This is a genomic window from Bombella sp. ESL0378 (assembly GCF_009725845.1).
Classification (GTDB): domain Bacteria; phylum Pseudomonadota; class Alphaproteobacteria; order Acetobacterales; family Acetobacteraceae; genus Bombella; species Bombella pollinis.
In genome coordinates, this window is record NZ_WNIF01000007.1 from 16,189 (window position 1) to 37,090 (window position 20,902).

General features: G+C 53.9%; 17 protein-coding genes. 9 read left to right on the forward strand and 8 right to left on the reverse strand.

Annotated elements, in window-relative coordinates; translation table 11 throughout:
• Window positions 1-97: 97 nt before the first annotated feature.
• The 7 genes from GM556_RS05300 (at window position 98) to trpS (ending at window position 7,975) form a co-directional block, all read left to right on the forward strand.
• Window positions 98-1,006, forward strand: a complete 909-nt coding sequence (locus GM556_RS05300) for a polyprenyl synthetase family protein (RefSeq protein WP_155573566.1) — start codon at window positions 98-100, stop codon at window positions 1,004-1,006.
• Window positions 1,007-1,012: 6 nt separating this feature from the next.
• Window positions 1,013-2,971, forward strand: a complete 1,959-nt coding sequence (gene dxs / locus GM556_RS05305; RefSeq protein WP_155579496.1) for a 1-deoxy-D-xylulose-5-phosphate synthase — start codon at window positions 1,013-1,015, stop codon at window positions 2,969-2,971.
• Window positions 2,971-3,723 (forward strand): TlyA family RNA methyltransferase, encoded by a 753-nt coding sequence (locus GM556_RS05310; RefSeq protein ID WP_155579497.1) that lies wholly within the window; start codon window positions 2,971-2,973, stop codon window positions 3,721-3,723. Before dxs ends, GM556_RS05310 begins: the two co-directional genes overlap by 1 nt.
• Before the next feature lie 63 nt (window positions 3,724-3,786).
• Window positions 3,787-4,998 (forward strand): 23S rRNA (adenine(2503)-C(2))-methyltransferase RlmN, encoded by a 1,212-nt coding sequence (rlmN, locus tag GM556_RS05315; protein WP_155579498.1) that lies wholly within the window; start codon window positions 3,787-3,789, stop codon window positions 4,996-4,998.
• Between the two features lie 100 nt (window positions 4,999-5,098).
• The gene (locus tag GM556_RS05320) at window positions 5,099-6,331 is read left to right on the forward strand and encodes an argininosuccinate synthase (protein WP_086441997.1); all 1,233 of its coding nucleotides are present in this window, start codon (window positions 5,099-5,101) and stop codon (window positions 6,329-6,331) included.
• Between the two features lie 51 nt (window positions 6,332-6,382).
• Entirely contained in the window at window positions 6,383-6,874 is a 492-nt protein-coding gene (locus GM556_RS05325) for an FKBP-type peptidyl-prolyl cis-trans isomerase (protein ID WP_370513453.1), read from the forward strand.
• Window positions 6,875-6,985: 111 nt separating this feature from the next.
• Window positions 6,986-7,975 carry a tryptophan--tRNA ligase gene (gene trpS, locus GM556_RS05330; RefSeq protein ID WP_099027028.1) on the forward strand — a complete coding sequence of 330 codons (990 nt, stop codon included), beginning with the start codon at window positions 6,986-6,988 and terminating at the stop codon, window positions 7,973-7,975.
• Window positions 7,976-7,984: 9 nt separating this feature from the next.
• Here trpS and lpxB read toward each other — a convergent pair whose 3' ends face one another.
• The 5 genes from lpxB to rpmI all read right to left on the reverse strand — a co-directional run bounded on the left by lpxB (window position 7,985) and on the right by rpmI (window position 13,536).
• Complete coding sequence (lpxB, locus tag GM556_RS05335) at window positions 7,985-9,208, reverse strand: lipid-A-disaccharide synthase (RefSeq protein ID WP_099026752.1); 1,224 nt, start codon at window positions 9,206-9,208, stop codon at window positions 7,985-7,987.
• Window positions 9,209-9,244: 36 nt separating this feature from the next.
• Window positions 9,245-11,713, reverse strand: a complete 2,469-nt coding sequence (pheT, locus tag GM556_RS05340) for a phenylalanine--tRNA ligase subunit beta (protein ID WP_155579499.1) — start codon at window positions 11,711-11,713, stop codon at window positions 9,245-9,247.
• Between the two features lies 1 nt (window position 11,714).
• Window positions 11,715-12,785: a phenylalanine--tRNA ligase subunit alpha gene (gene pheS, locus GM556_RS05345; RefSeq protein ID WP_155579500.1), complete on the reverse strand. Its 1,071-nt coding sequence runs from the start codon at window positions 12,783-12,785 to the stop codon at window positions 11,715-11,717.
• Window positions 12,786-12,964: 179 nt separating this feature from the next.
• Window positions 12,965-13,318, reverse strand: a complete 354-nt coding sequence (rplT, locus tag GM556_RS05350) for a 50S ribosomal protein L20 (protein WP_099026755.1) — start codon at window positions 13,316-13,318, stop codon at window positions 12,965-12,967.
• 14 nt (window positions 13,319-13,332) lie between these two features.
• Window positions 13,333-13,536: a 50S ribosomal protein L35 gene (rpmI, locus tag GM556_RS05355; RefSeq protein ID WP_099026756.1), complete on the reverse strand. Its 204-nt coding sequence runs from the start codon at window positions 13,534-13,536 to the stop codon at window positions 13,333-13,335.
• Between the two features lie 361 nt (window positions 13,537-13,897).
• On the opposite strand from rpmI, the gene GM556_RS05360 reads away from it, so the two are divergent.
• On the forward strand, window positions 13,898-16,348 hold the full coding sequence (locus GM556_RS05360; protein WP_155573574.1) for a membrane-bound PQQ-dependent dehydrogenase, glucose/quinate/shikimate family: 2,451 nt from the start codon (window positions 13,898-13,900) through the stop codon (window positions 16,346-16,348).
• A gap of 220 nt (window positions 16,349-16,568) precedes the next feature.
• Window positions 16,569-16,871, forward strand: coding sequence for a hypothetical protein (locus GM556_RS05365; RefSeq protein WP_155579501.1), 303 nt, complete (start codon window positions 16,569-16,571; stop codon window positions 16,869-16,871).
• A 91-nt stretch (window positions 16,872-16,962) separates the two neighbouring features.
• Here GM556_RS05365 and GM556_RS05370 read toward each other — a convergent pair whose 3' ends face one another.
• The 3 genes from GM556_RS05370 to GM556_RS05380 form a co-directional block, all read right to left on the reverse strand.
• Window positions 16,963-17,406, reverse strand: a complete 444-nt coding sequence (locus tag GM556_RS05370) for a SufE family protein (protein ID WP_155573576.1) — start codon at window positions 17,404-17,406, stop codon at window positions 16,963-16,965.
• Window positions 17,407-17,472: 66 nt separating this feature from the next.
• Complete coding sequence (locus tag GM556_RS05375) at window positions 17,473-18,972, reverse strand: ATP-binding protein (RefSeq protein WP_155579502.1); 1,500 nt, start codon at window positions 18,970-18,972, stop codon at window positions 17,473-17,475.
• Window positions 18,973-18,981: 9 nt separating this feature from the next.
• Window positions 18,982-20,871, reverse strand: a complete 1,890-nt coding sequence (locus GM556_RS05380) for a hybrid sensor histidine kinase/response regulator (RefSeq protein ID WP_155573578.1) — start codon at window positions 20,869-20,871, stop codon at window positions 18,982-18,984.
• Window positions 20,872-20,902: the final 31 nt, after the last annotated feature.

Genomic DNA, 20,902 nt, shown 5'->3' on the forward strand with positions numbered 1-20,902 from the left:
GACCATTGGGACTCTAAGGCTGGCCCAGATGATGAGATTCCCTTCTAATGATGCAGCCTATCTATACCACCATGCCCCACATCAAGGAGACCCCCCAATGACCGATAGCCACGCCCTCCCTCTCAAGGATGCTTTACGCTTGGCCTGTCGGGATATTGAGGCCAGCATTGATGCGCTCCTCCCTCCTGTGCCGGGTGATGAATCCTTGCTCATTGAGGCCATGCGCTATGCGGCCCTTAATGGGGGGAAACGCCTGAGAGGCTTCTTAGTATTAGAAACAGCCGCCCTTTTTGGGGCATCGCGTGAGGCAGCCTTGCGCGTTGCGGCCTCTGTAGAGTTCCTCCATGCTTATTCCCTCGTCCATGACGACCTCCCCGCCATGGATGATGATGACCTTCGCCGGGGCCAACCTTCTACACATAAAAAGTTTAATGAGGCGTTCGCGATCCTCGCTGGCGATGCTTTGCAGACTAGCGCGTTTGAGGTTCTTTTAGAGCCTGCTACCAGCCCAGACCCTGCCATCCGCGCTGACCTTGCCCTCGCCCTTGCGCGTGCCTCTGGCAGTGCTGGGATGGTTGGGGGCCAGGTCATTGATATTCGTGGGGAAGGCAAGGCCCTCCCGCTAGAGCAGGTCCAACGCCTCCATGCTATGAAGACCGGTGCACTCATCCGCTATTCTGCTGAGGCGGGAGCGATTTTAGCCGGTCTTGCTGCTAATGACCCACAGCGTAAGGCCATCATCCGCTATGGGGCGGATTTAGGTACAGCCTTCCAAGTCGCTGATGATATTCTTGATACCACCGCCAGTACGGAAGAGCTTGGCAAAACCGCTGGTAAAGATGAAGATGCCTGCAAATCCAACTATGTGGCTTTATTAGGTATTGAAGGGGCACGTAAAGAAGCCCACCGTCTCAGCGAGCAAGCCCGCCAGGCTCTCTCCTCCTTTGGCCCGCAAGCTGATACACTCCGCGCCCTTGCTGCCTATTTTATCGAACGCAGGAATTAATCGTCCATGAGCATGTCTTCCTCCATCCCGACCATGGGCCGTTATCCTCTTTTGGACCGGGTAAACACACCGGCGGACATGAAGAATCTCTCCACCGAGCAGCTCCGTACATTAGCTGAGGAGTTACGGTCGGAGACGATTAACGCCGTCTCCACCACAGGGGGGCATTTAGGGGCCTCCCTTGGTGTGGTTGAGCTGACTGTGGCTCTCCATGCTGTGTTTAACACACCCGATGACCGCATTATCTGGGATGTTGGCCACCAAGCTTATCCGCATAAGATTCTCACAGGGCGGCGGCCGCAAATCCGCACTCTGCGCCAGCCGGGTGGTTTGTCCGGTTTTACCCGCCGCTCCGAAAGCCCTTACGATCCCTTTGGTGCAGCACATTCCTCCACCTCCATCTCCGCAGGGCTAGGGATGGCTGTGGCTCATCATCTTTATGCAGAGGATCATCCCGCTTATCGGGAGCGGAATGTTATTTCCATCATCGGGGATGGCTCTATCTCCGCCGGTATGGCTTATGAAGCCATGAATAATGCCGGGGCTATGGGGGGCAAAGGGGCAGAGCGTCTCATTGTCATCCTCAATGATAATGAGATGTCCATTGCGCCTCCTGTTGGGGCAATGTCCAATTATCTGACCCGGCTCATGTCCTCCCGCCGCTTCCTCACCTTGCGGGATTTAGCCGGTAGGCTTGCCAAACGCCTCCCCTCCAGCATTGAGCGGACCGCGAAACGTGCGGAAGAATATGCCCGTGGTATGATTACGGGCGGCACGCTGTTTGAGGAGCTTGGTTTTTATTATGTCGGCCCTGTTGATGGCCATGACATGAACCAACTTGTCCCGATTTTACGCAATCTTCGCGATGCCGAGAATAAAGGGCCGGTCCTCCTCCATGTCATCACAGAAAAGGGGCGTGGGTATAAGCCTGCCGAATCCGCTGGTGATAAATATCATGCGGTTTCCCGCTTTAATGTCGAGACAGGTGAGCAGAAAAAAGGCCCTGCTGGCCCGCCATCTTATACCAATATCTTCTCCCGTGAGTTGCTGCATCGTGCCAAGCAGGATGAGAAGGTTGTAGCCATTACAGCGGCTATGCCCTCTGGCACGGGGCTCGACAAAATGGCCCAGCATTATCCAGAGCGTTATTTTGATGTCGGCATTGCAGAGCAACACGCTGTCACATTTGCTGCGGGTATGGCTAGCGAGGGGATGCGGCCTTTCTGTGCCATTTATTCCACCTTCCTCCAACGTGCTTATGACCAAGTCATGCATGATGTCGCCTTGCAGAATCTTCCAGTCCGTTTTGCGGTGGACCGTGCTGGGCTAGTCGGTGCGGATGGGGCAACCCATGCCGGGTCTTTCGACCTCAATTACCTCTGTTGCCTGCCTAATATGACTGTCATGGCCCCCTCTGATGAGGTGGAGCTTTTGCATATGACAGCCACCGCATGGGCCCATGATAGCGGGCCGATTGCCCTACGCTACCCGCGTGGCTCCGGCTTAGGGCTAGACCTCCCAGAGGAAGGCCAGATTTTAGACATCGGCAAGGGGCGCATTGTTCGTGCCTCTGAGGGGGAAGGTGTGGCCATTCTCTCCCTCGGCACACGTTTGCAAGAGGCTCTCAAAGCTGCTGATACACTCGCTGCGGAAGGGATTGCGGTTACCGTAGCGGATGCTCGTTTTGCTAAGCCTGTTGATGGCGCCTTAATTGAGGCCCTCGCCCGCCAACATAAAGTATTCCTCACATTAGAGGAGGGCGCGCCCGGTGGCTTCAGCACGCAGGTGGTGGAGCATCTCGCCGCAACGGGGTTGCTAGACCATGTACGCTTCCGCCCTATGGCGTTGCCTGATACATGGATCGACCACAACACGCCTGAGGCCCAATATGAAGAAGCTGGTCTTACAGCTCATCATATTGCTGAGCTGGCACGCCACGCTCTCGCTGGGAAGGCCAAAGCTTAATGGCCAAACGCCGTGCCGACCAACTCCTTGTTGAGCGAGGATTGGTGGAAACACGCAGCCGCGCGCAAGCCCTCATCATGGCCGGGTTGGTCTATGCAGGGCCACACGGGGATAAGCCTGTCAAAAAAGCGGGAGACCAACTCCCCGATGATATGGCTTTAACCCTTAAAGGGCAGGACCATCCATGGGTCTCGCGCGGGGGGCTGAAATTAGCACACGCCTTGGAGCATTTCCCCCTCTCCACAGAGGGGAAAATCGCCGTTGATGTAGGGGCCTCAACGGGTGGATTTACTGATGTTCTGCTCCAAAATGGGGCGGCGCGTGTTTATGCTGTTGATGTAGGCCATGGCCAACTCGCTTGGAAAATCCGCTCTGATGAGCGTGTTGTAGTGTTGGAGAAAACCAATGCCCGTCATCTCAGCAAAGAGCATATCCCAGAGGCCCCGGATATTATCGTTTGCGATGCCAGCTTTATTAGCCTCAAAACCGTGCTTGCCCCAGCCTTAGAGATGGCCAAACCCGGCGCATGGGCTGTTGCGCTCATCAAACCGCAATTTGAGGCCGGGCGTGCGGATGTTGGCCCTAAAGGGGTTGTGCGAGACCCGGCGGTGCATGAGCGCGTGTGCCAAGAGATTCACACTTGGTTTGCTGCCCTCCCCGGTTGGACGATTCTAGGCCTTGTCCCAAGCCCCATCACTGGGCCGGAGGGGAATAAAGAGTTCCTCATCGCTGCCCGTAAAAAGGCAGGCTAAACCGCCCGACTCCCCGTCAATTATCTGGCCCTTTCCGGCCCCTCCATGTTATGAGCCACCACCATGACTCACCCGGCCCCCTCCTCCCCGCTTGCCTCTGATGCTGTCGCTGCCCTCAATGAGAGTGAGCGCAAACGCATCGAGGCCAAATCCGCTCTCTTTGCCCCGCCTACCCCCATCACAGAAGATGGCCGCCGCGAGCTTGTTGGCCTCTCACGGGAGGAGCTGGCAGACGTGCTGGTCGAGATTGGGGAGAAACCCTTCCGCGCTAAACAGCTTTGGCATTGGATATATCATCAAGGTGTGACGGATTTCTCCCGCATGTCCACCATTGCCAAGCCCCTGCAAGCGAAGTTGGAGCAGCATTTCATCGTCGGTCGCCCCAGCGTGACGACTCAGCAGACCTCCAAGGACGATACGCGTAAGTTTCTCTTTCGCTTCCGTGATGGGCAAGAGGCCGAGACGGTTTACATCCCCGACCGGCGCGAGGACCGTGGTGCAGTGTGTATTTCCTCCCAAGTGGGATGCACGCTCTCTTGCAGCTTTTGCCATACAGGGACGCAAAAGCTCGTCCGTAATTTGGGAGCGGCGGAAATTGTCGGGCAATTTATGGCCGCACGGGATAGTTATGGGGAATGGCCCAGCCCCAAAGGGGACACGCCGCGTCTGCTCTCCACCATTGTGCTGATGGGTATGGGCGAGCCGCTTTATAATTATGAGAATGTTGCCAAAGCGATGAAAATCATCATGGATGGGGAAGGCATCGCCCTCTCCCGCCGGCGCATTACGCTCTCAACCTCCGGCGTGGTGCCGATGATGGATCGCTGTGGGGATGAGCTGGGGATTAACCTTGCCATCTCCCTTCATGCTGTCCGCAATGACCTTCGCGATCAACTTGTCCCGTTGAACCGAAAATACCCGATTGAGGAGCTTATCGCGGCATGCCATCGTTATCCTGCAGCCTCAAACTCCCGCCGCATCACCTTTGAATATATCATGATCCGCGATGTCAATGATAGCGATGCCGAAGCGCGGGAGTTAGTACGGCTCATCCGTGGGTTGCCCGCCAAGGTGAATCTCATCCCCTTTAACCCTTGGCCGGGGTCGGAGTTCCGCCCCTCTACGAGAGAGCGTTTGGCTAGTTTTGCCCAAATTGTGATGGATGCAGGCTATGCAGCCCCCATCCGTATGCCGCGCGGGAAGGATATTCTCGCCGCTTGTGGGCAGCTTAAAACCCAAAGTGAGCGGCAAAGACAGGCCCGGGCCACGCCTTAAAAGGCTAGCCTCTGGCCCAACGGCCTGACACCTGTTACAAGAGCGTTATCGCGTAACGACAGTCGGTTTCTGTTTTTTCAGCAGAGGATATAGAGCAATCATGGGCAAAGCCTCAGGCATTAAGAAAGTTGTTCTGGCTTATTCTGGCGGGTTGGATACATCAGTTATCCTCCGCTGGTTACAAGAGCATTATGGCTGCGAGGTCGTCACCTTCACAGCGGACCTTGGCCAAGGTGAGGAGCTAGAGCCAGCTCGCCGTAAGGCTGAATCCCTCGGCGTAAAAGAGATTTTTGTTGAGGATTTGCGGGAGACCTTCGTTAAGGATTACGTCTTCCCCATGTTCCGCGCTAATACGGTGTATGAGGGGCAATATTTGCTCGGCACCTCCATTGCCCGTCCCCTCATCTCTAAACGGCAGATTGAGATTGCCGAGGCTGTGGGGGCTGATGCCGTAGCCCATGGGGCCACCGGCAAGGGGAATGACCAAGTCCGCTTCGAACTAGCTTATTACGCTCTTAAACCTGATGTAAAAGTCATCGCTCCTTGGCGGGAATGGGACCTAACCTCCCGCACGAAGCTGCTCGACTTCGCCGAGAAGAATCAAATCCCCGTCACAAAAGATAAGCGCGGTGAAGCTCCGTTCTCTGTCGATGCGAACCTGCTGCACTCCTCCTCTGAAGGGAAGATTCTGGAGGACCCCTCCCTCCCGCCTGATGAGATTGTCTTCCAACGCACAATCTCTCCAGAAGCTGCACCGGATAAAGCAACAGAAATCACCATCGACTTCAAACATGGTGACCCAGTCGCTATTAATGGTGAGGCCCTCTCCCCGGCTAACTTGCTGGCCCGCCTCAATGAGCTTGGCAAAGCTAACGGTATTGGTCGCCTTGATATTGTGGAAAACCGCTTTGTTGGCATGAAGTCCCGTGGGATTTACGAGACACCCGGTGGAACGATTCTGCTCCAAGCTCATCGCTCTATGGAATCCATCACGCTGGATCGTGAAGCTGCGCATCTCAAAGATAGCATCATGCCGCGCTATGCAGAGCTGATTTATAACGGCCTGTGGTTCTCCCCAGAGCGTCACATGCTCCAAGCCCTGATTGATAGCAGCCAGAAATCCGTTAATGGGCGCGTCCGGCTGAAGCTTTATAAAGGGAATGTCATCTGCGTGGGTCGGGAAAGCCCCGATAGCCTTTATGATGCGCGTGTTGTTACCTTTGAGGATGATGAAGGCGCCTATAATCAGGTCGATGCACAAGGCTTTATCCGCCTCAATGCGCTACGCTTGCGCTTGGGTGCGAATAAAGGGCGGCGCGGCGGCACCCCCTAAGCCATGTCCTTGTTGGTCGTCTTCATAGAGAGGCATTTTATGTCCCATTCCCTGCGTTCTTTCTTCCGTTATTTGCCAATATGTATCCTCGCGGGCCTTATTGGGCTGGCGGGCTGTGCAGGCAAACCAAAACAGGAATTAAGCCCTCAGCAGTTTATGGATCAGGTCTATAAACAACCCGGTGTGCATAAGCAGCCTGATGGTCTGGCCTATAAAATCCTAAAATCTGGCCCTAAAGATTCCCCTCATCCCCAAAAGGGGGGCACGATGATGATCATCTATGAAGGCCGCTTACCTGACGGTGGCATTTTCGATTCCTCAGAGATGCACACAGGGGCCGCTTATATGGAAATGCCCCTTGATGGTGTGATTGAGGGATGGATGGAGGGCCTCCCCCTCATGCGTGTTGGCGATGTGTGGGAGCTCTATGTACCGCCTAAATTAGGCTATGGTAAACGCTCCATGGGGGTTATCCCCCCCAATAGCCCGCTCATCTTCAAAATCCAGCTTCTCGGTGTTGAGGATGATGCAGGCTTACAATAATAAAGCCTATCCTTTATCAGCACCATAATGAGAGCTTTTGCCGCCCCCTTCCATACCAAGCGGGGCGGCTTTTATCGTCTCCTCCCCCTTTTTTAATTCAGGACCATGCTCATGCAGCGCGTTTTCTCAGGGATTCAGCCGACAGGTATCCCCCATCTTGGTAATTATCTTGGGGCCATTCGTAACTGGGTTACCTTGCAAAAGGACCATGATTGCCTCTTTTGCCTCGTGGATATGCACTCCCTCACCATGCCATGGTCACCAGAAGCTTTGCGGGAGCAGACCTTAGCCTCCACCGCCTGCTTACTCGCCTCTGGCATCGACCCAACCCGCCTTTACAATCAATCTGCCGTTAGTGCCCATGCACGGCTAGGCTGGATTTTTAACTGCGTCTCCCGCCTTGGTTGGCTAAACCGCATGACGCAATTTAAGGATAAAGCGGGAAAGAATCGCGAGAATCACTCCGCAGGGCTTTATGTCTATCCCAACCTTATGGCGGCCGATATTCTCGCCTTCCATGCTACGCGCGTGCCTGTAGGGGACGACCAACGCCAACATCTGGAATTAGCTAACGATATTGGCCAAAAGTTTAATCATGACATGGGCGTTGAGTTCTTCCCACAAATTGAGCCTCTCATCCCCCCCCATGCTGCCCGTGTGATGAGCTTACGCGATGGCAGTAAGAAGATGTCCAAGTCCGACCCATCGGCCCAAAGCCGCATTGTGCTGAATGACACAGCGGACGAAATTGCGCAGAAAATCCGCAAAGCCCGTACCGATGCAGAGCCTTTACCAAGCGAGGAAGCGGGGCTAGAGGGCCGCGCAGAAGCCCGTAATTTGCTGACCATCTATGCTGCTATGTCCAACACATCCTTAGCGGATGTCCTAAACCAATTTGCAGGCCAAGGCTTTGGGACCTTTAAGCAAGCCTTAGCGGACCTGTTGGTAGAGACACTAGCCCCCGTTGCGGAGGAAACGCGCCGCCTGATGGATGATAAGGGCCATCTTCTCAATGTATTGCGCCAAGGGGCAGACCGGGCCCGCGCCGTGTCTGAACCGATTGTCAGTGAGGCGGAAAAACTCGTAGGCTTCCTACGTTAAGACCGCCGCTTACTCATGAGCACGTAGCTCATCTAATGGGGTCTCCATCAAAGCTAGAACCTGCTTTGCCGCTGCCATAGCGGGGAGATCCCCTTCGGGGGCCTGTAACATAGCCAGCACGGTACCAAAGGCCTCTTGCTGAGCCTTACGCTTGGCCTCGTCTGTGAGCAGGGCTGTTACTTCCTCGGCTAATTTCTGCGGTGTGCAATTATGTTGCACTAACTCCGGCACGATCTCCCGCCCGGCAAGAATATTCACAATCGAGATATATGGCACTTTGAGCAAAAACCGCCCCAACACGGCAGAGAGTGGATTGACCTTATACGTCACCGCCATCGGCACGCCTCCAATGGCGAGCTCCAAAGTCGAGGTGCCGGATTTTGTTAAAGCGCAATCTGCCGCGCGGAAGGCGTCATGCTTATCCTCCGTATCCGTCACAATAGAGGGATGAACAGCCCAATGCCGCACCATCTTCCGCACGAGGGGGGCCATGCCTGATGTCGCTGGGATAACCGGCTGGAGGTCCGGGAATTGCTTATATAAAAGCTCTAACGTCTTTTCAAAAACAGGCAGTAATTTCGGCACCTCGGAGTTACGACTACCCGGCATAAGCAGCAAAACCGGGCTTTCTGGCCTAAGGTCATGGCGTTTATAAAAACGCTCTGGCCGACCATGTGGCACGCCCGATTGCAAAATGGGATGCCCTACAAAATGAGCATGAAAGCCCCGCTCAGCAAACCATGTTGGCTCAAAGGGGAAGAGGCAAAGCAAACTATCCCATAGCCCACGATAATGCTTCACCCGCTTTTCCCGCCATGCCCAGACTTGAGGGGCAACGTAATGCAATCGCCGCACCTTCAGCCGCCTCACGCGGCGCAGGAGACGGAACGCAAAACCGGGACTATCAATCGTAATGACAATATCAGGGCGGCGGAGTTCAATATCCTGCTCTGCCTCCACCAAGCGTTGCGAAAGCAGACGCAACCGCGGGAGGACCTCCATAAACCCCATCACTGTGAGGTCTTCCATCGGGAAAAGGCTGCGGAGGCCACGCGCCTCCATCCGCCCTCCCCCTACGCCTGCGAAAACCAACATCGGGTCTATCCGATGCAGAGCCTGCATCAAACGTGCCCCGATGCTATCGCCACTCGGCTCCCCCGCGAGAATCCAGATGACACGGCCATGCTGGTAAAGGGGGACATCACCTTCTACAGGAGGGCCCGCATCTACCATAATTTCCGCTCCCTTCGTCTCGTGTGACGCTGTGGCTTAGCGGCGCAATGTCGCGCCAGTCGCTTTATGGACGGCCGCCTCCACCGCAGCCATAACACCCTCAAGCTGTGCGTCTGTCAGGCTCTCTTTTTGTGGTTGAAGAACAACCTCCACCCCCAAAGAGCGTTGACCTTTAGGCACGGTTCCACCTTCAAAAATATCAAAAAGCCGAACATCAGTAATCAATTTACGATCCGCCATACGTACGGCTTTAAGCACATCTTGAATCTGCACCGCCTTATCAGCAAGGAAGGCAAAATCCCGCCGTACAGGCTGCAAAGCCGATAAGGCTGGCGCGGCTTTGCGCTTCATCTTCGGCAGGGGCACCGCTGCGACATTTAGCTCAAACAGAGCCACGGTCCCACTCAGGCCGAAATGACGTGCCACACGGGGATGCAGCTCCCCAAAACGACCAAGAACAAGCTTCGGCCCCTGCCGCACCACACCGGAGCGTCCCGGATGATAATAGTCTGGTGCATCGGCTGTGCAGCTTAAAGACGCCTCTGCCATGCCAAGAGTGAGTAGAGCCGACCATAAATCAGCCTTGGCCTCCATCCATGAGGGCTCCTCAGCCACATGGCCGGGGGCGCGTGCGCTCACCCCACCACGCACACCAGCAAGGATAAGGCGGTCCCCCTCCTGCCCGAAGCACGGCCCAAGCTCGAAGAAGGCAGCATCGCCCGCAAAGCCCTGCCCATGAGCAATATTACGCCCTAACGCCCGCAGCAGATTAATAACCGGCGTGGGACGAAGCTGGTTGAGGTCCGTTGCAATCGGGTTTAGCAAGCGGTCTTGCTCCCGCCCCTCCTCAAACAAAGCGGCATCTTGGTCTGACACAAAGGAGAAGCCAACAGTCTCCATCAAGCCCCGGCCTGCACAAAGGCGGCGTAAGAGTGCAGCGCGGCTTTGCTCTGCCGTCACCGCAGCAGGGGGGACCATATGAGGTTGTGGCAAAGGCTGAGCGGGGACCTCATCCAACCCTCTGATGCGCAAGACTTCCTCAACAAGGTCTGCTTCCGCTTCCATCTGCGTAACATGGGCAGCAGCACGTTCTGCAACGCTTTTATCCAGACTATGCGCCTGTGCAAGGACCCGACCAGAGGCCACATCATTGCGCCATGATGGAACGGAAAAGATAGCCTGGCCCTCCCCCCGCTCTTTCACCTCAAAGCCTAAAGCCTCAAGAATCGTCACGGCCTTATCCGCATCAATCTCCAACCCGCCAAGCGTCGCAAGCCGTGCAAAGCGTAGAGTGGCTGTACGCTGCCAGTCTGGCTCCGCTCCGGCTTCGGTCACCTCACTCGGTATGCCGCCGCATAGCTCGACAATTAATGAGGTTGCAGCCTCTAGCCCTGTGCGCACCAAAGCGGGGTCCACCCCACGCTCAAAACGATAGCGAGCATCAGTCTGCACCCCAAGGCGACGGCCTGTCAGGGCAATGCGTACGGGGTCGAACAAAGCGGATTCAACAAAAACATCCGTTGTGTCATCCGTAACCGCGCTGGTCTCACCGCCAATAATACCGGCAAGGGACTGCACCCCGGCTTCATCAGCAATCACAAGGTCATGCGTACCAAGGACATAATCCTGCCCATCTAGCGCACGAAACTGCTCCCGCGTGGCAGAGGTGAGCAGTAATCTGTTCCCTTTTAAACGGTTCGCATCAAAGACATGCAGCGGGCGGCCCACATGCATCATCAAATAATTTGTAATATCAACTAACGCTGATTGGGAGCGTAGCCCGACGCTCTCTAACCGCTGCTTGAGCCAAGCCGGACTTGGGCCATTCTTCACACCGCGAATCAAACGCCCTGTAACATATGGGCAAGCGGGATGGTCCAACACCCACTGGATAGGGCTCGCCCCCTCGCTCTCCACCGTAGGGACAAGCCATGGCTTAAAATGCCCTAGCCCCGCCGCTGCGAGGTCCCGCGCGATACCGCGTACACTCAACGCATCCCCCCGGTTGGGGGTAATGCCAATCTCTATTATCGGGTCGTCCAGCTTGGCATGACGGACATAATCCACCCCAAGAGGCGTACCCTCTGGCAATTCGGCAATGCCATCAGAGTCCTCACCAATGCCAAGCTCTCGTAAGGAGCAGAGCATCCCATTGCTGAGCTGCCCCCGAATCTTGCCGGGTTTAATCGTGATATCACTACCGGGAATATAAGTGCCCGGTGGAGCAAAAATAACATGCAGCCCCGTGCGCGCATTTGGCGCACCACAAACGACCTGAACCTCCTCATACCCCTCGCCTGCTGTCACGCGGCATAGCTGGAGGCGGTCAGCATCAGGATGGCGCGTGGCCTCCACAATCTTTGCCGTGCGGAAGCCTGATAAACGCTCTGTCGGGTCATCAACCGATTCAACCTCAAGGCCGATACGGTTTAATGTTGCGCAAATCTCCTCCAAAGAGGCTGTAAAATCGAGATGCTCCCGCAACCATGAGAGTGAAAACTTCATGTTACAAGCCCTCCGTCAAAGTCGCTGGGGATAAAGCTGAGAAGCCATAATGACGCAACCAGCGTAAATCGCTCTCATAAAAAGAACGTAGGTCAGCAATGCCGTTCTTCAACATAGCGAGCCGCTCAATGCCCATACCAAAGGCAAAGCCTTGCCATTCTGCCGGGTCCAGCCCGCAATTGCTCAGCACACGGGCATGGACCATCCCCGCCCCCAAGACTTCCAGCCAATCCGCGCCTGCACCAATAGCCCCAGTCTCGCGCGACCACCCAATATCAATCTCCATAGAAGGCTCGGTAAAGGGGAAATACGAGGCCCGGAAGCGCACTGGCAAATCAGGCTGATTAAAAAAGGCCCGCAAGAACTCGGTCAGGCATCCTTTTAAATGGCCAAGGGTAATGCCCCTCTCAATCACCAAACCTTCACATTGATGGAACATCGGGGAATGGGTGGCATCATGGTCGGCACGGTAAGTCCGCCCCGGGGCAATGATGCGGATAGGTGGTTTTTCCTGCAACATGGTACGCACCTGCACGCCAGAGGTCTGCGTCCTTAAAACACGCAGCTCCTCCTCACCCTCTAGGGCAGGAAGGTAGAATGTATCTTGCTCCGTCCGCGCAGGGTGGTGCTTTGGCGTATTCAGGGCTGAGAAATTATGCCACTGGCTCTCAACATCCGGCCCTTCTGCTAGATGAAAGCCCATAGCCCCAAAAATGGTTGTAATTTCCTCAATCGTACGGCTGATGGGATGAATCAACCCTACCGGGGCCGTAGGGGTAGGTTGCGTAATATCCACCGTCTCCTCAACTAAACGCTGCTGGAGAGCCAAAGCCTCAATCTCTCGTCCGCGTTGCTCAATAAGATGTGTCAACTCATCCCGCAGACGGTTAAGAGCCTGCCCGCGCTCTTTACGCTCCTCATGCGAGAAGGAACCAAGCTGACGCAACAGACCAGTTAGCGTCCCAGACCGCCCCAATGTACCCACCCGCACAGCATCCCACTCACTATGTGTGCTGGCACGCTGCAAGGCTGCGATTGTGTCATTCTTTAGATTTTCAAGGTCGTTGGCCATAGCCTGTCCTTCACCCTCTACGAGCTGTTTCAAAGAGTTTTCCCATCCCTGTTGGGGCAAAAAATCTCTGAAGCAGCTTGTAAGAAAAACGGGCTGCCCCGACTTAATCAGAGCAGCCCGCTAATCATTACGTTCCCGCCCCTCCCTCGCATGTAAGGGACTAGCGGGACGGCTCTTAATTAGAGAGCCGCCTGAGCTTTGCGCACAATCTCAGCAAAAGCAGCTGCATCATCATAGGCGATTGCTGCAAGGACCTTACGGTCAATCTCAATCCCAGCCTTATTAAGGCCATTGATGAAGCGGCTATAGGTCAACCCATGCTCACGCACGGCTGCGCTGATGCGCTGAATCCACAAAGAACGGAACTCACGCTTTTTATTGCGGCGGTCACGATAAGCGTAACGCAGGGCCTTCTCGACCCGCTCCAACGCGATGCGGTAATTGGTGGAAGAACGCCCGCGATAGCCTTTAGCGAGGTCAAGAACCTTTTTATGACGGGCGTGGGTGGTCGTACCCCGTTTAACACGTGCCATGGTCGTTTATCTCCTTATGACAGCCCGTAGGGTGCCCACTGTTTGATGGTGCGTGCATCCATATCCGTCATAACCTGCGGACCACGGTTGCTACGTTTCATCTTCTGCGGACGGTTAATCAGGCCATGGCGTTTGTTACCCGGACCACACGTTACCTTACCGGTCGCGGTGATCTTGAACCGCTTTTTGACCGAAGACTTCGTCTTCATTTTGGGCATTTTTATCTCCTTACAATTCAGCCGCTCTCTCTGTCATTTACATGGTCAAAGAGAACTTACACGGCCAGGCATGCCTCATCATCGGCCCGGACGCGTGTACAACCTCCCGCGCTTATAGGGGCAACTGCGCCCCTCCTCAAGGGGAAAATATGTTTTTCTCACCCCTGCACACGAAACCCTCCAAAAAATGTGAAGATTATGACAAAGCTGCCTACAACCGCTCATTTTATTGCACTTAGATGCTTGACCCCGAACCCCTTCCCTGTGCTTTAAGACAAATGAAGGATGGCCCGTGCAGACAAACCGCAAGGGCCATATTATATCGGTCACTTGAACCTTAACCTTTTTTTGAGGCTTGTCCATGTCCTCCACACCCCATACGGGGGGAATCTGGACCCGTTTGGTTGCCATTGCGATGGCACTTGTTGGTCTGCTGCTCATTGTAGGAGGGATTTATTCCCTCTGCGTAGGCGGCCCCCTTTATTATCTCCTAAGCGGGTTGGGTATTTTACTCAGCGCGTTTTATCTCTTTAAGCGACACCCCATTGCCCTTGCCATTTATGCCATTGTGCTATTTGGCACTATCATTTGGGCTCTTTGTGTCGTTGGGCTTGATTTCTGGAGCTTAGTACCCCGCCTTGATGTCGTACTCATCATCGGTGTTGTGCTGCTTCTGCCCTTTGTTCGGCGTCCTTTAGCGGCCAATCATCTCGCAACGGGGCCGCTTGGCCTTGGCGTTGTATTGGCGGCTTTAGCGTTGATTGTCTCCGCCTTTATGGACCCGCATAACATCAACGGCTCCTTACCGACCGAGCATGTTAATGCCAGCCCAGCAAACCCGGAGAATGTTCCCGATAATGACTGGCCTGCTTATGCGCGTACGCAGGATGGTAACCATTGGTCTCCGCTAGACCAAATCAATACCCAGAACGTCAATAAGCTCAAAGTCGCATGGATTATGCGTACAGGGGATGTGCTGGATAAATCCCGCGACCCCGGTGAAGCCACGAATGAGGCCACGCCGCTTGAGTTCGATAACACGCTCTACTTCTGCTCGCTGCATCAAAAGGTCTTCGCGGTTGATGCTGTAACAGGGAAGACGAAATGGGTGTTTGACCCCAAAATTAACGTCAACCCAACCTTCCAGCATCTAACATGCCGTGGGGTGAGTGCGCATACAACACCCGCTAATGCTCTTGATAGTGATGGCCAGCCTGTTGCAACGACCGATTGTGCAAAACGCATTATCGCCATGGTTAATGATGGCCGTATTGTCGAGATTGATGCCCAAACGGGGCAAGTGTGCCACGGCTTTGGGAAAGATGGGCAAGTAGACCTTCGCTTCTCCCACCAACCTTACACAACTATTGGTGAATATGCGCCAACCTCCCCGCCAGTCGTTACCGATAAGCTGATTATCGTTAATAGTGCAGTACGGGATAATGGTTCCGTTCAGCAGCCTTCTGGCGCGACACGCGCTTATGATGTCTATACAGGCAAACTTGTTTGGGTGTTTGATGCCGCAAACCCAGACCCCAACGAAATGCCTAGCGAGGAGCATCCGCACTTCCATCCCAACTCCCCCAACTCTTGGTCCGTATCCTCTTACGACAAGGCGTTGAACATCGTATACATCCCCATGGGTGTTGGCACGCCTGACCAATGGGGTGGATATCGTGATAAAGATGCCGAGCGTTATCCGCCGGGGATTATTGCCCTTAATGCTGATACGGGGAAATTAGTTTGGTCCTACCAGACCGTCCATCATGACCTTTGGGATATGGATGTTTCTGCCCAGCCTAATTTGGTTGACATCACGCAGAAAGATGGAAGCCTTGTGCCAGCCATCTATGTTCCTACTAAGAGTGGCGATATTTTTGTGCTGGACCGCCGTACGGGTACGCCTATCGTCCCTGTGGCTGAAAAGCCCGCCCCCGGTGGTGCTGCGACTGGCGATTATACAAGCCCCACTCAGCCTCATTCCGAGCTGAACCTACGGCCTAAGAATCCTCTCTCTGACCGTGATATGTGGGGGGCTACCATCCTAGACCAAATGGTATGTAGCATTTACTTCCATAGTCTGCGTTATGAGGGCCCCTACACGCCACCATCTACCCAAGGGACATTGGTCTTCCCCGGGGACCTCGGTATGTTCGAGTGGGGTGGCCTTGCTGTGGACCCACGGCGTGAGGTGGCCTTTACAAACCCCATCTCCATCCCGTTTGTCTCAACGCTCGTTCCGCGTGGGCCGGGTAACCCCCGTTGGCCAGACCCGAACCAAAAGAAAGCCGGTAGTGGTGGTGAGACCGGGATTCAGCCTAATTATGGGATTCCCTACGCCATTAACCTCCATCCCTTCCTAGACCCACTCTTACTGAAGATTGGTTTGCCGGTCCCTTGCCGCATGCCGCCTTGGGGTGAAATTGCAGGGATTGATATGCGGACAAACAAGGTTGTTTGGCGGCACCGTAATGGGACATTGCGGGACTCCTTGCATGGCTCTGCTCTGCCCATACCGCTACCGCCTATCAAAATCGGCGTGCCAAGCTTGGGTGGGCCACTTGCTACGGCAGGGAATCTGGCCTTCCTTACCTCCGCGCAGGACTATTATATCCGCGCTTATGACATGACGACTGGCCATGTCATTTGGAAGGACCGTCTCCCTGCTGGGGCGCAATCCTCCCCTATGACCTACCGCATTAATGGGCGGCAATATATTGTCACCTATGCTGGTGGTCATGGCTCTTTTCTGAGCAAAATGGGTGATTACCTTATCGCCTATGCTTTGCCAGAAGACGACAACAAAAAATAATGGTCTGATACAGGCTATTATTACATATAAAAAAGGGAAGCTCCTTAGCGGGGCTTCCCTTTTTTATGAACATCATTCACTTCTTAAAGAAGAATACTAACAGATAGTAATATCCTTGGGTAATTATTAAAAAATGACATAGAGGTCACTATCACCCTCTTACAGTTTTGTATAAAGTACGGATAGTCAGTTCCATCCTCTTTTAAAAGGAAACACTCTCATGACCTTTCGCCGTATGGCCGCCTTTACTCTTATCGCTGGTGCCCTAACAAGCCAAGTGGCTCTTGCTGCTGCCCCCCATGGAAAGGCTCATCCTTGCCGTAATGAAAAAGGGCAGTTTGCAAAATGCGAGAAGCCAAAAGCAAAGCCTTGCCGTAATGAGAAAGGTCAATTTGCAAAATGTAACGGTAAAAAAGCAGCAAAACCTGCCGTTACCGACGCTGCAAAAGACAACGTAAATCCGATGAAATCTGACATGCCTGCACCAAATGCGGCTGAGCCTGCAGCCCCAGCCGCGCAATAAGCAGAAGCTCCTGTAATCTCTGACCTAAAAAAGGGCCCTCTGGTACATCTGCCAGAGGGCCCTTTTCCATTATAACGTCAATGACCGTATATTATGCTAAAGCTCTTTGGCGAATAGAGTGCGCCATAGCCTCCACCCCATTACCACGATTAGCTGATAGAGCCTTTACCAAGCCAAGGTCATGCAAAAAGGAGGACGGAGTGGCTAAAATCTCCTCCCGTGTACGACCAGAATAGACGTGTAATAATAAAGCCACTAGCCCTTGCACAATCGCAGCATCGGAGGCCCCTGCAAAAAATAAACGACCATCGCGCTCCTCTGCCTCTAACCATACTTGGCTTTGGCAACCCGGTATCCGATGAGCATCATCTTGCCACTCTTGCGGGAAGGCTGGGATTTTGCGCCCTAATTCGATGATATATTGGTAACGCTCCATCCAGTCATCAAAGAGAGCTAACTCATCCCCAATCGCTGCAATGGCATCCGCAGCGGTCTCTCCCTGCGCTTGGACAAAGCAGGATGTGTGATGAACCATGCTTTTACCCCCTTCTAAGGCCCATAGACCGCATCATCATAACCTGCTCTGTTAAAATGAAAACCTCTATGCTTTTAAAAGAGGAAGCAAGAGCTGCATCTCCGTCCCCTCTCCGGGAGCTGTTGTGACCTGAACATCACCATGATGAGCGAGAACGAAACTATATATCCCTGCAAGCCCTAGCCCCGTCCCTTTACCGGCTTCCTTCGTGGTGAAGAAAGGCTCAAAAATATGGCGTTGGACTTCCTCACTCATACCGCTTCCCTCATCCCGCACGGCTAAAAGGAGCGCATACTCTGTCTCACAATCAGCCGAAACAGCCGGCAAAGCATAAGCGATACGGCGCGCACTTAATGTTACAATACCACCTTGCGGCATCGCATCCCGCGCATTAACGCATAGATTGAGCAAAGCCATCTCACATTGCTCTGGACAGGTAAGGACAGGTGGGAGTGGCTCAGCTGGGAGGTCCAACACAAAGCGAATCGCTGGGGTCGCCCCATGAAAACTCTGGCGGAACAAGCTTGCTCGCTCTTTTAAAAACGCTATTATATCCAATGGCCTAACAGCGCGCTCACTCTTACCTGCGCGTGCAAATTGCACCAAACGCCGTGTAAGGCTTTGCCCGCGCCCTATAGTCTCATGCGCTTGGCCTAACCATTTCTGCTGAATGGCTTTTACAGTATCGTCTGGAGATGCCTCTCCGTCCATCATATCCAAACAACTAGAGAGAATTGTCAGAAGATTGTTAAAATCATGCGCGACACCAGCAGCTAAGCGGCCTAACGCCTCTAAACGCTCCCCCTGATTAAGCCGTGCTTCCATCAACACACGATTCGTCACATCTCGATCCATGCTGACTTGCCAAGCCTCGGCTCTTTCAGCTCCATCTGGCCAGTTTAGAGCGATACGCGCTACTTCATGCCAGACTGTTTGGCCCTCATCCGTACCAACCTCCAACAATTCTTCCGCCTGCCCTTCCCGGCGTACAGCCTCACGCATACGCGCAATAATAGGGCGTAAGGCTGGCGTGTAATGCTCACTTTCCTCCAAACTGCTACAAGCCCGATTACTGCGGATACATCGCCCAGCAGAATCGGAAAAAACAAGACCGAAGGGCAGACTCTCCATCAAACCGCGTAATAACGCTTGCTCCGTCCTCAATGCTCGTTGGGCCTGCCATGTTCTATGGGCTTCATAGACCAAGCTGCGTACATGGTCCCCTTCCCACGGCTTATGCACATAAGCGACAATATGCCCGTGATTCAACGCCGCGACTACGGCATCTAAATCCGCATAGCCGGTGAGTAAAATTGCCCGCGCATCCGAGAGGGCACGAGCTTGACACAAAAATTGGTCCCCCGTCATCCCCGGCATGCGTTGGTCTGAAATGATAACGGAAATCTCTTTATGATCTTTTAACAATACCAACGCTTTGCATGGGTCCGTCACAGTGAGCAGCGTGCAGCTATCCTCCAATAAATCGCCTAAGGCGATGAGAATCTCCTCCTCATCATCCACCAGCAAAACACAAGGCTTACCCACATCATCCCAAGGCTTGCTCATACAGCCCCTTTACTCTTTTGCATATTCTCGTTCCTTTGGGTTCCGCACAGCCCAACCCTCTGCTGTTTCCTCCACGGGCAACTGTATGACAAAACACGCCCCGCGCCTGCCACCATTCTGGCTTGGTTTATAAGTATCCCGGACATCAATGCTCCCCCCATGAGCTTGCACAATGCCATGTACAATGGATAATCCTAGCCCCGTCCCCTCTCCTTGTGCCTTTGTGGTAAAGAACGGATCAAAAATCCACGGTCGAACGCTCTCCTCAATGCCAGGTCCATTATCGCTCACTATAATTTCATAAATATTATCATATAAATACGTTTCTAGCCGGATAAGCCCTTCCCCCTCTAACCGCCCCTCACGCTCTATCTCATGCAAAGCATCGGCGGCATTCGCAATCAAATTAATCACAGCTTGATGAAAGAGCGTCTCCTGACAAATCAATGTCAATGGAGCTTGGAGCTGACATTCAACATAAATGGCCTTCCCCAGCCTATGCCGCACAAGGGCTAGGCCTGTTTCTATTACTTCTGCCACATCGACCTTGCTCCAATGCCCTTCCTCCAAACGGGAAAAACGGCGCAAGCGCACCACAAGGTCGCGTATCCGCCCAAGGCCGGTCTTCATCGCCTCTAACCGCAGCAAAGCCCGCTCTATAGTCTTATAATCATCCCCCTGCACATGGCCTTCTAAGCGCGTTAAACAACGTTGGATTGTATCAGCATGGCCCAGAGTAAACGCCAGCGGATTGTTAATTTCATGGGCAATCCCCGCCACAAGCTCACCCAGCGATGCCATTTTCGCTGTCTGTACGAGCCGCGCTTGAGTTTGAACAAGCTCATTATTCATCTGAGCAAGTTCGCTATTCGCTTGAGCGAGGGCTTCCGCTAGGGCGGCTTGCTCTTGCGCAGCTTTTAACGCCAAGGCTGATTGTTGGCGTTCCATCTCCCGTTGGCGAAACGCCTCATTCTCCCGCCTCCGCCGTACCATAGCGCGAATACGCAATGCCAACACCATAGGGGGCATATCGCTTGGCACGAGGTCTTCCAACCCGGCCTCCAAAAATGCCACACATGATTCCCCACGGAACCGCTCTGCCTGAATAACCCCTAACATCCGAAAAGGAACGCTCCCTTGCGTCCGTAGGGTTTGGCGACGTTGCTCTAGCAAATGACAAAAAGCAAGGTCTGCCTCGCTATCGCGCATATCCTCTAAGACGATACAATCGGGCCCATCAGGGGCAGTGAGCCAACCTCCCTCTAAAAGCTCACTAGAGCGCGCTACCGTTGTAACGGTATGACCATCACGCCATAATAGCTCACCCAAACCGGGCGCATCAGCCTCCACATCACCTTCGCTCGCCCCACTGAACTCTGAGAAGGAGGGATCGTTCCAAAAATCTTGTAGCAATTCATCATCAGGAGGGCGCACAATCACCACACGCGCGCGCCGCATCTGCCAGTGGGGATGACGGTGCCGTTTTTCCTCCGCCAAATGTAAGAGCGTACGCACCCGTAATAACAGCAAAGCAGAATGAGCCGTGCTGGAGAGATAGGCATCCGCCCCACTCTCAAAACCATCAAGCTCTACCCGGGGAGAGACATCATCGGTCAACATTAAAACAGGTATATCTTGCATAGCCGGAATCGCCCGCACCCGGTACACAAACTGTCCAGCACTCATCCCCTCTTGCAGGGTGCAGCAAATAACCATATCCACCTGCCGCTCACGCTGTTGCGTCTCCACAATCTCCAGCATGGCTTCTGCCTCTTGTCGGCAGGTTACCTTCATCCCCTCCCCGCATAGCAATTTATAAACACGGCTATGAGCTGACCCGGCGGGGTCAAGCAATAAAATATGAGCCTCTTTCTCATCCATAGTAGGTAAGATTTGCATTACGCCTCTCTAGAAGCTAGGTGCAGACAGA

Coding starts and splice junctions, on each gene's coding strand:
- GM556_RS05300 (WP_155573566.1), top strand. CDS start 98: ATGACCGATAGCCACGCCCTCCCTCTCAAGGATGCTTTACGCTTGGCC.
- dxs (WP_155579496.1), top strand. CDS start 1,013: ATGAGCATGTCTTCCTCCATCCCGACCATGGGCCGTTATCCTCTTTTG.
- GM556_RS05310 (WP_155579497.1), top strand. CDS start 2,971: ATGGCCAAACGCCGTGCCGACCAACTCCTTGTTGAGCGAGGATTGGTG.
- rlmN (WP_155579498.1), top strand. CDS start 3,787: ATGACTCACCCGGCCCCCTCCTCCCCGCTTGCCTCTGATGCTGTCGCT.
- GM556_RS05320 (WP_086441997.1), top strand. CDS start 5,099: ATGGGCAAAGCCTCAGGCATTAAGAAAGTTGTTCTGGCTTATTCTGGC.
- trpS (WP_099027028.1), top strand. CDS start 6,986: ATGCAGCGCGTTTTCTCAGGGATTCAGCCGACAGGTATCCCCCATCTT.
- lpxB (WP_099026752.1), bottom strand. CDS start 9,208: ATGGTAGATGCGGGCCCTCCTGTAGAAGGTGATGTCCCCCTTTACCAG.
- pheT (WP_155579499.1), bottom strand. CDS start 11,713: ATGAAGTTTTCACTCTCATGGTTGCGGGAGCATCTCGATTTTACAGCC.
- pheS (WP_155579500.1), bottom strand. CDS start 12,785: ATGGCCAACGACCTTGAAAATCTAAAGAATGACACAATCGCAGCCTTG.
- rplT (WP_099026755.1), bottom strand. CDS start 13,318: ATGGCACGTGTTAAACGGGGTACGACCACCCACGCCCGTCATAAAAAG.
- rpmI (WP_099026756.1), bottom strand. CDS start 13,536: ATGCCCAAAATGAAGACGAAGTCTTCGGTCAAAAAGCGGTTCAAGATC.
- GM556_RS05360 (WP_155573574.1), top strand. CDS start 13,898: ATGTCCTCCACACCCCATACGGGGGGAATCTGGACCCGTTTGGTTGCC.
- GM556_RS05365 (WP_155579501.1), top strand. CDS start 16,569: ATGACCTTTCGCCGTATGGCCGCCTTTACTCTTATCGCTGGTGCCCTA.
- GM556_RS05370 (WP_155573576.1), bottom strand. CDS start 17,406: ATGGTTCATCACACATCCTGCTTTGTCCAAGCGCAGGGAGAGACCGCT.
- GM556_RS05375 (WP_155579502.1), bottom strand. CDS start 18,972: ATGAGCAAGCCTTGGGATGATGTGGGTAAGCCTTGTGTTTTGCTGGTG.
- GM556_RS05380 (WP_155573578.1), bottom strand. CDS start 20,871: ATGCAAATCTTACCTACTATGGATGAGAAAGAGGCTCATATTTTATTG.